The organism is Pelovirga sp. (assembly GCF_059864205.1).
The window spans coordinates 1-14,360 of record NZ_JCBCBS010000007.1 but is presented as its reverse complement, the minus strand read 5'-3'; the positions used below and the strand labels follow the sequence as shown (position 1 = coordinate 14,360).

At 54.6% G+C, this 14,360-nt stretch carries 15 protein-coding genes; 5 read left to right on the top strand and 10 right to left on the bottom strand.

Translation table 11 applies throughout. The features are described 5' to 3' along the window. The first annotated feature begins 290 nt into the window (after window positions 1–290). From ilvC to AC6F7T_RS00710, 3 genes are all read left to right on the top strand, one after another. Window positions 291–1,763 carry a ketol-acid reductoisomerase gene (gene ilvC, locus AC6F7T_RS00720; RefSeq protein WP_500716031.1) on the top strand — a complete coding sequence of 491 codons (1,473 nt, stop codon included), beginning with the start codon at window positions 291–293 and terminating at the stop codon, window positions 1,761–1,763. 425 nt (window positions 1,764–2,188) lie between these two features. After that, window positions 2,189–3,724 (top strand): acyl-CoA dehydrogenase family protein, encoded by a 1,536-nt coding sequence (locus AC6F7T_RS00715; RefSeq protein ID WP_500716030.1) that lies wholly within the window; start codon window positions 2,189–2,191, stop codon window positions 3,722–3,724. Then, window positions 3,724–4,098: a YajD family HNH nuclease gene (locus AC6F7T_RS00710; RefSeq protein WP_500716029.1), complete on the top strand. Its 375-nt coding sequence runs from the start codon at window positions 3,724–3,726 to the stop codon at window positions 4,096–4,098. Before AC6F7T_RS00715 ends, AC6F7T_RS00710 begins: the two co-directional genes overlap by 1 nt. 3 nt (window positions 4,099–4,101) lie before the next feature. Here the strand turns inward: AC6F7T_RS00710 and AC6F7T_RS00705 are convergent, their stop codons facing one another. From AC6F7T_RS00705 to yghU, 9 genes are all read right to left on the bottom strand, one after another. Then, window positions 4,102–5,109 carry a hypothetical protein gene (locus AC6F7T_RS00705; RefSeq protein ID WP_500716028.1) on the bottom strand — a complete coding sequence of 336 codons (1,008 nt, stop codon included), beginning with the start codon at window positions 5,107–5,109 and terminating at the stop codon, window positions 4,102–4,104. Further along, entirely contained in the window at window positions 5,106–5,831 is a 726-nt protein-coding gene (locus tag AC6F7T_RS00700) for an ATP-binding cassette domain-containing protein (RefSeq protein ID WP_500716027.1), read from the bottom strand. Before AC6F7T_RS00700 ends, AC6F7T_RS00705 begins: the two co-directional genes overlap by 4 nt. 5 nt (window positions 5,832–5,836) lie before the next feature. Next, complete coding sequence (locus tag AC6F7T_RS00695; protein WP_500716026.1) at window positions 5,837–6,994, bottom strand: ABC transporter permease; 1,158 nt, start codon at window positions 6,992–6,994, stop codon at window positions 5,837–5,839. Then, window positions 6,991–7,320: a hypothetical protein gene (locus AC6F7T_RS00690; protein WP_500716025.1), complete on the bottom strand. Its 330-nt coding sequence runs from the start codon at window positions 7,318–7,320 to the stop codon at window positions 6,991–6,993. Before AC6F7T_RS00690 ends, AC6F7T_RS00695 begins: the two co-directional genes overlap by 4 nt. Further along, the gene (locus tag AC6F7T_RS00685) at window positions 7,317–7,793 is read right to left on the bottom strand and encodes a nitrous oxide reductase accessory protein NosL (protein WP_500716024.1); all 477 of its coding nucleotides are present in this window, start codon (window positions 7,791–7,793) and stop codon (window positions 7,317–7,319) included. The genes AC6F7T_RS00690 and AC6F7T_RS00685 overlap by 4 nt, the downstream gene beginning before the upstream one ends. 1 nt (window position 7,794) lies before the next feature. Further along, the gene (locus AC6F7T_RS00680; protein WP_500716023.1) at window positions 7,795–9,651 is read right to left on the bottom strand and encodes an aldehyde ferredoxin oxidoreductase C-terminal domain-containing protein; all 1,857 of its coding nucleotides are present in this window, start codon (window positions 9,649–9,651) and stop codon (window positions 7,795–7,797) included. 129 nt (window positions 9,652–9,780) lie between these two features. Next, a complete protein-coding gene (locus AC6F7T_RS00675; RefSeq protein WP_500716022.1) occupies window positions 9,781–10,005 on the bottom strand; it encodes a MoaD/ThiS family protein in 225 nt (74 codons plus the stop codon). A gap of 113 nt (window positions 10,006–10,118) precedes the next feature. Next, complete coding sequence (locus AC6F7T_RS00670) at window positions 10,119–10,361, bottom strand: hypothetical protein (protein WP_500716021.1); 243 nt, start codon at window positions 10,359–10,361, stop codon at window positions 10,119–10,121. A 51-nt stretch (window positions 10,362–10,412) separates the two neighbouring features. Beyond that, window positions 10,413–11,294 (bottom strand): glutathione-dependent disulfide-bond oxidoreductase, encoded by an 882-nt coding sequence (gene yghU, locus AC6F7T_RS00665; RefSeq protein WP_500716020.1) that lies wholly within the window; start codon window positions 11,292–11,294, stop codon window positions 10,413–10,415. A gap of 180 nt (window positions 11,295–11,474) precedes the next feature. On the opposite strand from yghU, the gene AC6F7T_RS00660 reads away from it, so the two are divergent. Further along, window positions 11,475–12,068: a MarC family protein gene (locus AC6F7T_RS00660; RefSeq protein WP_500716019.1), complete on the top strand. Its 594-nt coding sequence runs from the start codon at window positions 11,475–11,477 to the stop codon at window positions 12,066–12,068. A 43-nt stretch (window positions 12,069–12,111) separates the two neighbouring features. On the opposite strand, the gene pdxH is transcribed toward AC6F7T_RS00660, so the two are convergent. Further along, a complete protein-coding gene (pdxH, locus tag AC6F7T_RS00655; RefSeq protein ID WP_500716018.1) occupies window positions 12,112–12,723 on the bottom strand; it encodes a pyridoxamine 5'-phosphate oxidase in 612 nt (203 codons plus the stop codon). A gap of 265 nt (window positions 12,724–12,988) precedes the next feature. On the opposite strand from pdxH, the gene AC6F7T_RS00650 reads away from it, so the two are divergent. Continuing rightward, window positions 12,989–14,116: an FAD-dependent oxidoreductase gene (locus tag AC6F7T_RS00650; RefSeq protein WP_500716017.1), complete on the top strand. Its 1,128-nt coding sequence runs from the start codon at window positions 12,989–12,991 to the stop codon at window positions 14,114–14,116. Window positions 14,117–14,360: the final 244 nt, after the last annotated feature.

Sequence of the window (14,360 nt, the reverse complement as noted above, 5' to 3'; positions counted from 1 at the left end):
TACGCCTCGCTCCGCGCAGAATGACACCCGTTTTTTTCCATCAACGTCCTTCTGTGTCATCCTGCGCGAAGTCGCAGGATCCAGATTATTAGCAAGTCGCATCGGTCGCGATCTTCTAACTGTTATAGCTGGAGCGAAGTGGATAACCAAATAAATCAATTTACGCAACACAGTAATCTGTTATAGAATGGCGGATTGTGTCAGAGTTATTTTTTCCGGCGATCTCTTGATAACAGATCTCTGTATGAGTTCGTTAATTTTTGTCAACCAACAGTACCAGGAGAACAAACATGGGTCAGAACTACTTCAATTCACTGCCGTTTCGTCGTCAACTTCAAGAGCTTGCCACCTGCCGCTTCATGGACGCGGAAGAATTTACCAACGGCTGCAATTACGCCAAGGGCAAAAAAATCGTTATCGTCGGCTGCGGTGCCCAGGGGCTTAACCAGGGGCTGAACATGCGCGACAGCGGGCTCGATGTTTCTTACACCCTGCGCAAGGAAGCGATCGAACAGAAGCGCCAATCCTGGCAAAACGCCACCGACAACGGTTTTAGCGTCGGTTATTACGAAGAGATGTTGCCGACGGCCGACATCGTCATGAACCTCGCTCCTGACAAACAGCACACCGATGTCGTCAACACCGTGGTGCCGTTGATGAAAAAAGGGGCGACCTTCAGCTATGCGCATGGGTTCAACATCGTTGAAGAGGGGACTAAAATCCGTCAAGACCTGACCGTCATCATGGTTGCCCCCAAGTGCCCGGGCAGTGAGGTACGCGAAGAATATAAGCGTGGTTTTGGCGTGCCGACCCTGATCGCTGTCCATGGCGAGAACGATCCCAACGGCGATGGCCTTGAGATTGCCAAAGCCCTGTGTTCGGCTCAGGGTGGCGACCGCGCCGGGGTTCTCGAATCCTCTTTTATCGCTGAAGTCAAATCGGACCTGATGGGTGAACAGACCATCCTCTGCGGTATGCTCCAGGCCGGTTCTCTGCTCTGCTTCGACAAAATGGTCGCTGGTGGTATCAACGCCCCCTATGCCGTTAAACTGATTCAAAAGGGGTGGGAAGTCATCACCGAATCCCTCAAGCACGGCGGCATCACCCTGATGCTCGATCGCCTTTCCAACCCGGCAAAATTCAAAGCCTTTGCCCTGGCTGAAGAACTGAAAGACATCCTCGAGCCGCTGTTTGAAAAACACATGGACGACATTCTTTCCGGTGAATTTTCCCGCACCATGATGGCAGACTGGGCCAACAACGATATAAAATTGCTGACCTGGCGCGAAGAAACCGGCAAAACCGCCTTCGAACAAACTGAAGGTGCCGGCGATATTTCCGAGCAGGAGTTTTACGACAAGGGGATTCTGATGGTCGCCATGGTCAAGGCCGGGGTTGAACTGGCCTTTGAAGTGATGGTTTCTGCCGGGATCGAGCCGGAATCGGCTTACTACGAGTCACTGCACGAGACACCGCTGATTGCCAACACCATTGCCCGCAAAAAACTCTACGAGATGAACCGGATCATTTCTGATACCGCTGAGTATGGTTGTTATCTCTTCTCCCATGCCTGCGTGCCATTGCTCAAGGACTTCATGGCCGGCGTCGATACCGATGTGATCGGCAAGGGGCTGGAACTCAATGACAATTATGTCGACAACCAGATTCTGGTGGAAATCAATGCCGACATCCGTAACCATCTGATTGAAGAAGTCGGCGAGCACCTGCGCGCGGCCATGCAGGGGATGAAGGCGATCATCTAAAAATATCCGTGCTGTACTTGAATATCAGCAGGGTCCTGTGATAGATTGAAATCAAACACATACCAGAGGGAGGTAGATAGATGATCGTCTCTGAACCACCACAGCAGTTAGTTGCTGCAACTCTGTAAGTGAGCCTGAAGATCTTCAACAATCACAACGTCTAATCATAAAAAAAGGCCCCGGCTACTGTGTCGGGGCCTTTTTTTCGGGTAATATCCTAAACACTTATCAACCTAACGGCTTTTGGTCCACTGAAAACACGAAAATCCACGGAATATTAAACAATTACAGCAAATAGTCATTCACCAAAGAGGTTAAGGAAGTTTTATGTCTTTAAGTTTTTGTTCGTGCTTTCCGTGTTTTCCGTGGATAAAAGCTTTTTCTGGGATAAATAGCGCATGTGCATCCATCAAAACGGAGTCCTTATGACATCCTCCCCTCAGCAACATCCGACAGCCGATTTCAACGCTTTTCTAGCAACCTTCAAAACCCGGCTTCAGCAGCTGTTCCACATCCGCAGCGACATCGACAAGCTCAGCGTCAAGCGTGGCGCCCCGCCGTTCGTCCTGCGCGACATCCTTGCGGCACAGCCCATGTCCACCTTTATCCCGCAACAGTACGGCGGACGCGGCGGACATATCCATGAAGGGTTGGCGCTCCTCTCGGCAGCCAGCTACGAATCCCTGCCCTTGTCCCTGGGCTTCGGCATCAACTGGGCCCTGTTTTTACAACCGATGGCCAAATACGCTCAGGAAGCGGTCAAGCAACCCGTTTTTGACGGTTTTCTAACCCAGCAGAAGATGGGTGGACTGATGATCACTGAGCCTGACTTTGGCAGCGACGCCCTGCACATGCAGAGTTGCTACCAGGAGCAGGGGGATTATTATCACCTTCAGGGCCTGAAACATTGGGCCGGGCTGACTGGCTGGGCGGACTACTGGCTCCTGACGGCACGCCGCAAAAATGAATCCGGTCAACTCGGGCGCGACGTTGATTTCTTTATCTGTGACAGCTCTGCACAGAATCAGACCATCGTTGTCGAAGAATTCTTCGAAAATCTCGGCATCTACCTGCTCCCCTACGGTCGTAACCGCATCGACGTCAAGATACCCAAGCGGCAGAAGCTCGAACCCCACAGCACCGGCATCAAAATGATGCTCGACCTGCTTCACCGCAGCCGCATGCAGTTTCCCGGCATGGCTCTGGGCTTTCTGCAGCGCATGGAGGATGAGGCGCTAGCCCATTGCCGGCAGCGCCAGGTTGGCGGCAAAAGCCTGTTCAGCTACGACCAGGTCCAACAACGGTTGTCAACCCTGCAGGCCAATGTGACGATCGCCGCGGCCATGTGCCTGAACAGCAGTAAAAAAGCCGGCACAGAACATGATCTGTCCGGCGCAGGTCTCGAAGCCAATGCGGTCAAAACCCTGGTCACCGATCTGATGCAGGAATCAGCCCAGTCATTGCTGCAACTGGTCGGTGCCAAAGGCTACCGACTTGATCATATTGCCGGTCGTGCCCTGGTCGACAGCCGTCCCTTCCAGATTTTTGAAGGCTCCAACGATATTCTTTATATCCAGATTGCAGAAGCCGTTCAGAAAATGATGCTTCGGCAAAAGGAAAACAACCTGCTGACCTTTATCCGTGCATTTGCCCTGACCAGCCGCGCAGCAGCTTATCTTAAAGCCCATCTGAATGTTGAACTGACCCTGCCTTTGTCACAGCGTCGGCTCAACGCCTTTGGTCAGCTCATCAGCGCCATTATTGCCCTGCATCTGGTTGAGGAACTGGGCGATGCAGGGTACAGTGCAAAGCTCTTTGAGAATTGCCGTGAGCACCTGGTTCAGCGTATTGTCACTGCATTCAGCGGCTTTCAGGCAATGGCAGGCAGCACCTACAATGACGCAGAGTCAGACAACAGTAACTGGCTTGATTGTTTTTACCGGCAGGAGAAGCACGATTGATGAACAACAAACAGAAAAAAACCTTGAGTCCCGAAGAGCTGGAACAACGGCTGGAAGCCATGCGCGATGAGCACCGCCAACGGCAGTCTGGCTACCGTGAACAGGCCCTGAAACTCTTCCCCCACGTCTGTGGCCGCTGCACCCGCGAACTGGAAGGGAAAAAAATCCGTGAACTTACCGTTCACCATAAGGATCATAATCACGACAACAATCCGCCGGATGGCAGCAACTGGGAACTGCTCTGCGTCTATTGCCACGACCACGAGCACACCCGCGGGGTTCAGGAAGACCGCGACGGGGAGACGGGATCGAATGCGACAAAACCCTCCCTCTCCCACTCCCCCTTTGCCGCCCTGGCCAGCCTGAAAAAATAATATTCAAGACCCCAGCAGTTGCAACGGCCCAAACACCATCTGCCAGCAACTGCTCACAAGAAACAGCATCAGGCCGAACAGGGCCAGACGCAACCAGACCGGCTCAATACGCTCAAGTTCCTGCTGCAGACTGTTTGTTGTTGCCAACGGTCGACACAGCCCCGGCAGCAGTGCGAAAAGGGTGGCCATAAACAGGCCGAGATAAATGGGATAGCCGATATAGTAGTAGTGCCCCTGGAGCATATCAAAGGGGCACTGGTGGCTCGGCAGCTGGTAAATATAGAGGGATAGAAAAGACACCAGCGCCGCCAGGGAGGCAAAAAACAGCAGTACCGCAGCAACAAACAGCAGATTCCTCAGCACCACAGCCCGCCAGCGCAGATTAGCCAACAGCAGCACAGCATACAAAACAACCACGGCAAAAAACCGGGGCACGCCCTGCTTAACCGGCAACCCGGCGAGGGTACTGATTACCCCTTCCCCTTCGGCAGAAAACAGGGAGCCACAGCAGGAGGTAATCATCTGCGGCCGCAGGCCGCTGAAGTATTCCCATTGCAGCCACAGATCAAGGGCTACCAGCGGAATCAGCAGCAGTAACAGCAGATATTTCATACGGACCAGCGGCGTATCTTCGGTACGCTGATCGAGGTAATTGAGCGCCAGCCACATCGCGCCAGCAAAGACCAGCCAGATTTTAATCAACAGCACCAGCCAGCCGACGAGGTTGGCATTAAGCGAACCGGTCGCGCACATGGCGCCGACAAACAGGGGGTGGATTTCATCGAGGGTGAAAAGCAGGAGGAACAGGGTAATGATCTGAAAGCCAATGACGTATTTCAGCAGGGTTGCTACCAGCCAGGTCTGCCGTTCCAGTTGCAACTGGGTCGCAGAACCGCTGGCGCTGTTCCAGTGACGGACAATCCGCAACGCCACCCCGCCGGCTATCAGCAGCAGCAACAGGATCAGGGTTGAACCGAACAGCAGAGCGAGAATGCCCGGATGGAGGATCACTGTCCGCCCCTCGAGTTTTCAGCGTCAGCCAGTTGGCCGTGGCGCAGGGCAACCCTGCGGCTGATCAGGGACGACTGATGAACAACCGGGTCATGGGTCGCAATAATAATGGTACGCCCCTCAGCGTGAAGTTCCGTCAGCATCGTCAGCAGTTCGGCCGTCAATTCAGCATCGAGATGAGCCGTCGGTTCGTCGGCAATAATGATCGGCGGATCAGCCATAAGAGCGCGTGCCAGAGCCACCCGCTGCTGCTCGCCACCGGAGAGCCGGCGAACTTTTGTTTTTTCTTTGTCTGTCAGGGAAAATGTCTCGAGCAGCACCAGCGCCCGCTCACGCATGGTTTTCATGGGCATGGCGGCCGGGTAAAGAGGAAACAGCAGGTTATCAAGAACCGAAACATCGCGCAGCAGATGATACTGCTGAAAGACAAAACCATAGGTCTCGCGGCGGATCCGGGCCAGAAAAGCCTCCGGCAGGCGGCTGACACGGCGCTCTTGCAGATAGATGGTTCCTTGCGTCGGGCGCGACATGCAACCGATCAGAGACAAGAGCGTCGACTTGCCGGAACCACTCGGCCCACTCAGGGCCACCACCTCCCCCGCAAAAATTTCCAGAGAGATATTCTGCAGCGCACGCACTTCAGCGGGTTTCCCCTGATGATAAATCTTACTGACCTCATCAACGCGGATCAGCGGCCTGCTGCTAATGTGATCTATGGCCAAGGTCATCACCCCCGCATCACATCGTCCGGATCGCTGCTGGCAGCTTTCCAGGCCGGAATCAGGGTACAGGCCAGATACGGAATAATGGTCACACAGCCGAGCACCGCCAGCTGATACAGATCGACCACCGGGGGCAAGTCAAACTCTGGAAAGAGCACCGACCAGCCCTTTAACAAGGGCATCAGTAACGGGGCGCCAAGCACGAACACATGCCACCAGGCCAGCAGCAATCCGGCCATAAAGGCCGTCAGGGAAAGCAGCAGGGCTTCGCGCAATTTGGCCCCGAGAACGTGGGAGGTTTCCCACCCCAGGGCCTTCAAGATCCCGATTTCACGCCTTTCCTCGGCACTGATGCCGGTTGCCCGATCCCAGGCGAGAATCAGAAAGGCCATCAACGCCGAGACAAATACCGCCAGCATCATGCCGCTGCGCCAGTTAAACAGAGAATCGTATGTATGCAGCAGTTCATCGCGGGTGATGGGGCGACTGTCGGGCAGTAAATAGCTAATCTTTTTAGCTATGGTACCAACTTCACGAGAGTTATAAACCTGCACCGTCAAGTCGGTGGCCAATTCAGCAGGCATCGCAAAAAATTCGCGCAGGGCAGCCTCCTGCACCACCACCAGATCGTTAGTAAGCAGATTCGATGCGGACCGGAAGATACCACTGACGCGAAACTCCGATCGTCGCTTGCTGCTGTCCTCCAGCACCAGGAAATCACCAATCTGCGGGCCAAAAGCATCCGCCACCCCGGCACCAATAACGCACTCATCCGGCGCTTGCGGAAAGCGTCCCTCAAGCAGTTCGAGTTGCTCGTGGTACCCCTCGATACCGATCAGGGTCAAGTTGGCCTTGACCAGAGAATCGTAATAATAACCCCAGACCCGCGGTGTCACCCTGCCGACCCCGGGAAACTCGCTAATTGTCCGGGCATAAGCAATGGGAATCAACTCGTGGCGCCCCCCCAGGGTGCGCTGCACGACAATTTCCGGAGCGGCTGTCAGGGTCATGAGGGCTTCGGTTTTCAGGGCATGGGTCAAGAGCAACACCGACCCCAGGGTGGCAATCACCAGGGCATAGACGCTCACCAGAGCCAGGTTCTTTTCCTTACGCCGCCACAGGCTGGAGAGGCTGTATTCAAGCAATTTGAGGTTGAGAATCATGGCCGAACCCGTTGAGCTGATTCAAACAACACCCGCCCGCTGTAACCGGCAGGGCGTGGCGGAATCATCGAACCGGTGGGAAAATGCTCAAATGACGCAGGAAAATCCTGAAAAGCGGAAAACAGATCGGCCTGACTGACGTGGCGGGTATAGCGCGCTTCGCTGCTTAGCGACAGGTCGGTAATTGCCAGCGCGGCGACCAGATCACGTTTATTCTGCCAGCGCGCGCTGTCCTGATGAAACGATTGCTGTGCCGGGAGCAGCAAACTCAAAAGCAGCGTCGCGCCGGCCAGCAAAACGCTCAAGCAGAGGACACTGCGGGTCATCGATCATCCAGCGGCAGCATGTCGGCCGTGACCTCATCAAAAAGCACCATCCGGTTGCCACTATAGTCCTTCATAAAGGTTTCGGCGTGCCGGCGTCCGCGCACCGGAATCAATTCAGCGCCCATGGGCCCATAAACTTCCGTTCCCAACACAAAAAACACCTCATCTGCCGGTGCATACCGAGCGCTGTAGTACTCGGTGACAAAGATGCCCCGGATATCGTCGCGTGTCACTTTGCCCTCGGGCAGGCTGAAATAATAGCGGAACATATCCTTGGCCCCGTCGAAGAATAGCTGATGACCATCGTTAAGAACAATAGTGGCAACCCATTCCGGGTACTTGGCAACAAACATGCCGCAGACCGGACAGCGATCACGAGGACCCGGCATTTCTGGTTCAAAAGCAACGACGGTGGATACGAAAAAAAACACAAAAAAACCGACTAACAGCAAGTTCCGGAATAATAGTTTCACTTCAATACCTTTCCAGCAGCTCTTTTTCTACCTGCTCCATCTCCGGCTTAAACACCGCCCACACCCGCTGGCTGAGCTGTTCAATATATGCGAGGTTGCTGATATCAGACCCCTTGATGTGGGGATTGGGTTCTTTTGCCACTTCAGCCGGCAGGGCATATTCAGCCATCGTATAGCCCTGACGCTTTTCCATGATCAGCCCAAGGATAAACGCCCGCCGAACCGCCGTCTTGAGATCCTCCTGGGTCACCTCAAGATTGAAATCACTTTTGAGACAATCAACCACCATCTGGGTGCCGATGCCGTTGCTGATATCAAAAAACTTGCACAGGCCAATCATGTCGAAACCGACAATCTGCAACTTGTCGCGGGTAATGGCAGCGACCCAGGACTCGATATCGGTCTTGCCTTCGCGAATCAGCATGCCGTAGGTGCCCATGGACATATGGCCACCAGCTATCGCCCAGATGTATCCCGGATTGGTTTCCGGCTGGTAGGCGGCAATCTCCAGCCCCTTGACATGATAGGCGTAATCGGTTTCGCCGGTCTTCTGTGCCAGACGCATGGAGCCGCTGCCAACGTCAGGACAGTTCCCCCGGCCGGTTTCAAGAATCAGCTCCCGAATCTTCTCATAGTCACCAAAACGCACACCACCATGAAGTTGCTGGTCCGCATGACGCTCATTCCACGACAACAGGTAAGCGAGGGTCACGCCCAAACTGATAGCATCCATCCCCATCAGATCACACGCCTGGATCAGCCGCGCGGCCTGACCGGGATGATGAACACCAATATTGGTACTGAGCAGATTCAGAGGCTCGTAGTCAAACTTGGCGAGAAATTCGCCGCAGCTACCGTCAGCTTTTTTTTCATAGACGTAGTTGTGACAGGTGATGCCGCAGCGCCAGCAGGCAGAGGATTCGAGCGCGTACTCCTTCTCGACATTTTCGCGCAGCATCCGTTCGGGCAGGTCGTTCCCCTGGGGGCGGAAATTATTGATCGGCACGGCATGGAAGGGTTGCATCACGTCATAGGCGGCCCAGGTCCCGCCACCGCCGCCACGCTTGATCGGCTGCAGCCGGGCTGAACCACCCCCCTTGATGACGTTGAAATTGACCTTTTTGACCACTGCGGTCAGGGATATTTCCGGATCGGGGGCCTGGGCCACCAACGCCAGCACGTTCTTGTAACCCATCAGGCTGCCCATCCCGCCACGCCCGGCAAAGCGCTGTTTATCTTCGCCGCTGCGCAGCTGGTTTTCCGTCGACAGGGCGACTGAACCCATCAATACCTGCTGCCAGTTCTCTCCGGCCGGTCCGATGGCGGCAAAGTGGGCATCCTCGTAGTGCTGCTGCAGAGCCATGATTTTTTCATGGGTAGTCAGTCCTCCCAGGTGTTCCGCCGACTTAACCTCAATCTGCGGTCCCTGATCGGTGTGGCGGATAACCAGATAAACCGGTTTATCTGAACGATTTTCAAGGATCAGTTCATCCAGGCCGGTCCATTTGAACTTGGCGCCGAACTTGCCGCTAGCGGCCGACCAGATCGCCGCCGGCAAGCCTTTTAGCGATTGTTTCAACGGGCTGTAAGCGGAAAAATAGGTGCGCATCCCGGTCATGGCACTACTGCCGGTGAGTAGCCCGGTATTGATAATCAGGGGGTTTTCAGCGCAGTAGGCCTGCCCTACCGGACGCTTTGCCAGTTGCTGAAAGGAGCGGCCGAAGCCCCCCAGCACATCCTCAAGATTGTTGCAGGGTATGTCGGTAAAAGTCTGCCTACCGCTTTGCAGATCCAGGACACAACGATGGTAGAGGATCCTCGACGGTTCCTTAATGGGATCGGTGGTAAGAATCTGCATGGGGCTTCTCCTCGTTTGTATCTGTTCAGCACCGGGCCGCGGATCCTGTGACAGCGATCGGACTGAATAGCCGCATAACTAGTGCCATAAGGCATGACCAACGCTCGTGGCAGATAATGCCATATCCAGCTACCCGCCTTCAAGAATCGGCAACAACGCCAGAACATCACCATCGACAAGGGTGGCATTGATGTCGGCGTGTTGTTCATTGATCAGAATGATCCCCAGCAACTGCCGGTTCAACTGCAGGCGCTCCACCACCTCATCCACACAGGCCCCGGCAGCAAACTCAAGTTGTTGCTCCTTGAAGCGGTCGATACGGAACACGCCATATAATTTGATCGTCAGGACCATTTGCTCACCCGTTATTATGCCAACTATCAACTGTTCAACTTCATCATCGCTTAAACATACCAGCAAACATCCTTATTTTCATCAAAATGAAATTCATATTGGCGGTTATCAAGCTATCTCCCCAGTTGGTGAATATCTACACGAACCTGCTTGACACTGCGTTTATAAATCAGCTCACGCCCCATAACCGAGCCGACATAAGCAAGCTCGTTGCGGCTCGGCATCAGCCGGCATTTGACGCTGTGCTCCCCCTTCCCCACCAGTATCCAGATGGCATCTGCCTGGTAGCTGGTAACATCGACTTCGAGAATCTGATCCTTTTCGGTGATGACGTTGATACGGTCGAAGCTATGCATCGTTCTCCAGACTCCATGGCACGTTGTTATCAGCTGCAAAAGGTGGACAGGTTAATCAAAATCCGCTGCGGAGTGGCGCTCTTCCACCCCATCCTTGCGATTGACCAGAATCCCGCGTTTGACCGCTGGGCGAGCGTCGATGAGGCCGGCCCAGCGCTGCACGTGCTGATAATCGTTCACCGATAAAAAGGTGCCGGCATCATCATAGATCTGCTCCAGGGCCAATCGGCCATACCAGGGCCAGATCGCCATATCGGCGATGCTATAGGTATCGCCGACCATATATGGATGCTCTGCCAGATGCCGGTCAAGCACATCCAGTTGACGCTTGGCCTCCATGGCAAAACGGTCGATGGCATATTCCATCTTGAGTGGCGCATAGACATAAAAATGGCCGAAACCGCCGCCCAGAAAAGGAGCCGATCCCATCTGCCACATGAGCCAGTTCAAGGTGGCGGTGCGGCCATGCAGATCTTGCGGCAGAAACGCGCCGAACTTTTCCGCCAGATACAGCAGAATCGAGGCACTCTCAAACACCGTGACCGGACCCGGCTGATCAGCCGCTGTCAGCCTGGGCTGCCGATCAATCAGGGCCGGAATCTTGGAGTTGGGGTTCACTTTGACAAAACCACTGCCGAACTGATCGCCCTGAGAGATATCGATCAGCCAGGCGTCATACTCGGCACCGGCAAATCCGGCCTGCAGCAGCTCCTCGAACATGATAGTGACCTTCATGCCGTTGGGCGTACCCAGGGAATAAAGCTGATGGGGATGTTCGCCGACCGGCAGTTCACTGTCGTGCCGCGCCCCGGCAGTCGTTCGGTTGATGCCGGCAAAAACACCCCCCGATTCACGCTCCCAGGTCCAGATCTTCGCAGGGACATATCCGGCGGGCTGATTTTTTTCCGGGGGGAATTTGTCGTCGTTGGTCATATCAGGGTCTCCTGTCATCGCTAGGGGCAGGATTCCCCCGCCCGGAATTTAGGTGATTTGTGACAAGTGAATTGCTACTCTGGTTGTCGTTAAGAGCCACGCCCAAAATGAAGGGCCTGGGGACGATTAAGGGATTCACTGGCAAACCGCCAATCATTGATTGTACGTCGGGGTGAGTAGATGGCAACCTTGTTTATCAATCTTTTTTTAAAAATATTTCTGATTTTTACCCCATTCTTTGTCATTTCGGCCTTTTTGTCCCTGACCAAGGACGATTCTCTGGGAGAACGTCGCAGAATTGCCATCAAAATCGCCATGGCGGTTGCCATTAGCTGCCTGGTGTTGTTCTTTTTCGGTACTTACATCTTCGCCCTGTTCGGTATCACTCTCGATGCTTTTCGTATCGGTGCCGGAGCAGTGCTGTTCCTCTCAGCCGTTGCGATGATTCAGGGCAAGGCAACGGTGTCGCCCCAAACATCAAGGGAAGATGTCGCCGTTGTGCCCCTGGCCATACCGATTACCGTCGGTCCTGGAACCATCGGAGTCTTGCTGGTCCTGGGGGCGGACCTCGACAGCATCGCAGAAAAAATCGTTGCCGGGCTGGCTTTATTAAGTGCCGTACTGGTTCTCGGCGGCCTGCTCTTTATTGCCGGACGACTTGAAAAAATCCTTGGTCAACAAGGCTTGACCATCCTGACCAAGTTGACGGGACTCTTTGTCTCCGCCATTGCAGCGCAGATCTTTTTTACCGGACTGAAAAACTTTTTGAGTTGAGGCGGGGTGACCCCGCCCCTGCTGACCCCACTGGCGTGACACATCAGGGGGCCAGGGTTTCCATCACCCAGCGGTTCTCTTTATCACGCCGATAACGCCGCCGGTCATGGAGGCGGTTATCCCCTTCGCGCCAGAACTCGAACGACTCAGGAACAACCCGATACCCACCCCAGTTCCGGGGGCGCGGCACATCCTTCCTTGCAAACCGCTGCGCCACCGCCGCAAAGCGTTCAACCAGCTCCGCGCGACCGCTGATCACCCGGCTCTGGGGGGACGCATGCGCTTCCAGCTGGTGGCCGCGGGGCCGGCCGGCGAAATAACGATCCGACGTGTCGCCATCCAGTTGTGCCACCGCGCCTTCGATGCGAATCTGGCGGGACACTTCCGGCCAGTAGAACAGCAGGGCGGCACAGGGATTTTCCTCAAGATGCTGCCCCTTGAGGCTGTCATAGCTGGTAAAAAAAACAAAACCACGCTCGTCGCTTCCCCTGAGCAGTACGATGCGTGCCGACGGGATATTGTTGCTGCTCGAGGTTGCCAGGGTCATCGCATACGGCTGGGCATTTCCGGCCTGCTCCGCCTCCTGCAACCATTGTCTAAACACTCTGAAAGGATCCGGGTCCAGACTGTTATGGAACCTCTGCTCGTCACTCATTGGCTGGTCTTCTTTCTTGATCAGTCGGTATGTTCAGTTCAATGTCATCCGTGCCGGATTTCTTCTATCTTCGCCCGATTTTATCGGGTTGTAAATATCCATGTGGCGTTTTAAGCTGAGCCATCCAACCTGATGCTTTTTGCCAAAGCATCATCATTTATGGAAACAGATATTTCCGGGCGGGTCACCCTGGTGGTGCTTTGCGCCGGGGTGCTGGGCTTTGCCCCAGTGAGGCTCAGCTGCGCACAAATGCAAGGAGTACATAATGGCTGAAGTCGTTGTCGTCGGTGGCGGCTATGCGGGACTGGCCAGCCTTATCAGTCTGGCCGGAAAGGTACCGAAATCACAACTGCACTTGATCGACGCCAATAAAGAACATTGCAAGATCACCAATCTACACAAGACCTTTGCCAGGCCGGTTGCGGACTTCAACGTCCCCTATGCCCGGTTGGCAGAGCGCTTTGGCTTCATCTTTCATCAGCAACGTCTCCACATTGACAGCAACAGCTTAAAACACTGGCAACAGCAGAAAAAAATTCCTCTAGCTGATGGTGAGCTCGATTTTGACCGGTTGATTGTCAGCACCGGTGCCGCTTCGTTGATTCCACCCCGAGGTCATCATGTTTACGGACTGGAACACCTGATAGCCGGGCGCGGCCGGGCCTTGCTCGATGAGTGGCGTACCCGCGCCGCCTCAGAGGCCCTGAATATTTCTTTTGTCGGTGGCGGCGCCACCGGACTGCAGATATTATTCGAACTGAAAGCACTGCTACGCCAGCAGAAAATTGATGCCGGATTGCGCCTGCTCGACATGAACAATCGCACTGTCCCTTTTTTGCCTGAAGGTGCCCACCGCTATATTGTCCGCAAGTTGCACCGAGAGGGGATCAGCTATCTGCCGGAGACAGAATACCAAGAGCAAACTGACGCTTGCATTATGCTGAAGGAATGCCGCAGCGGCAGGGAGTATCAGCTGGACTCGGCGGCGACCCTATTGTTTGCCGGCGTCAAGCGACAACCCCTAAGCGTCCCAACCAATACTTTCGGACAAATCGAGATTGAAGGAGAGCTGCTGCCGGACATCTTCAGCGCCGGCGATTGTTCTGATTACGCCGGCAACGGACTGAACCTGCTTACCGCCCAGGCCGCGATACGCAAGGGCAAGCTGGTGGCACACAATATCGGCAACCTGCTCGCCGGACGCGGGCTGCGACCCTACCGTTACCAGGAGAAAGGTTATCTGATGAGCCTCGGACCAATCGACGCCATCGGCTGGATTGGCTTACGCTGCAACCTGGCCAGAGGATTTCCTGCTAATGTCCTGAAAGAGGCAATGGAAAGCCAGTATGATCTATTTTTAGATGGTGTGGATACTTACGTCGGCTTTCCTTAACGTAACGTACCGGGTTGCATGTGGGTTGGCTTAGCGGGAACATCCGGCATCAACCCATGGCGGCAACCACTGTTGTCGATGCTGCCCCCCTGCTCTGGCGTTATCAAACAAAATCGTAACTGTTCAGCACCGGATCGGGGATCCTATGCCAAGGAACGCGATTGTTTCCGGTTGGGTCATCCATGACCGCTTGTTGTCGCCGTCCATGGCGACAAACACCCTTGCCACAGGATCCAAAGGCCCT

What these genes read in the sequence shown, in the direction of transcription:
- ilvC (WP_500716031.1), top strand. Translation starts at nt 291, where the DNA reads ATGGGTCAGAACTACTTCAATTCACTGCCGTTTCGTCGTCAACTTCAA.
- AC6F7T_RS00715 (WP_500716030.1), top strand. Translation starts at nt 2,189, where the DNA reads ATGACATCCTCCCCTCAGCAACATCCGACAGCCGATTTCAACGCTTTT.
- AC6F7T_RS00710 (WP_500716029.1), top strand. Translation starts at nt 3,724, where the DNA reads ATGAACAACAAACAGAAAAAAACCTTGAGTCCCGAAGAGCTGGAACAA.
- AC6F7T_RS00695 (WP_500716026.1), bottom strand. Translation starts at nt 6,994, where the DNA reads ATGATTCTCAACCTCAAATTGCTTGAATACAGCCTCTCCAGCCTGTGG.
- AC6F7T_RS00690 (WP_500716025.1), bottom strand. Translation starts at nt 7,320, where the DNA reads ATGACCCGCAGTGTCCTCTGCTTGAGCGTTTTGCTGGCCGGCGCGACG.
- AC6F7T_RS00680 (WP_500716023.1), bottom strand. Translation starts at nt 9,651, where the DNA reads ATGCAGATTCTTACCACCGATCCCATTAAGGAACCGTCGAGGATCCTC.
- AC6F7T_RS00675 (WP_500716022.1), bottom strand. Translation starts at nt 10,005, where the DNA reads ATGGTCCTGACGATCAAATTATATGGCGTGTTCCGTATCGACCGCTTC.
- AC6F7T_RS00670 (WP_500716021.1), bottom strand. Translation starts at nt 10,361, where the DNA reads ATGCATAGCTTCGACCGTATCAACGTCATCACCGAAAAGGATCAGATT.
- yghU (WP_500716020.1), bottom strand. Translation starts at nt 11,294, where the DNA reads ATGACCAACGACGACAAATTCCCCCCGGAAAAAAATCAGCCCGCCGGA.
- AC6F7T_RS00660 (WP_500716019.1), top strand. Translation starts at nt 11,475, where the DNA reads ATGGCAACCTTGTTTATCAATCTTTTTTTAAAAATATTTCTGATTTTT.
- pdxH (WP_500716018.1), bottom strand. Translation starts at nt 12,723, where the DNA reads ATGAGTGACGAGCAGAGGTTCCATAACAGTCTGGACCCGGATCCTTTC.
- AC6F7T_RS00650 (WP_500716017.1), top strand. Translation starts at nt 12,989, where the DNA reads ATGGCTGAAGTCGTTGTCGTCGGTGGCGGCTATGCGGGACTGGCCAGC.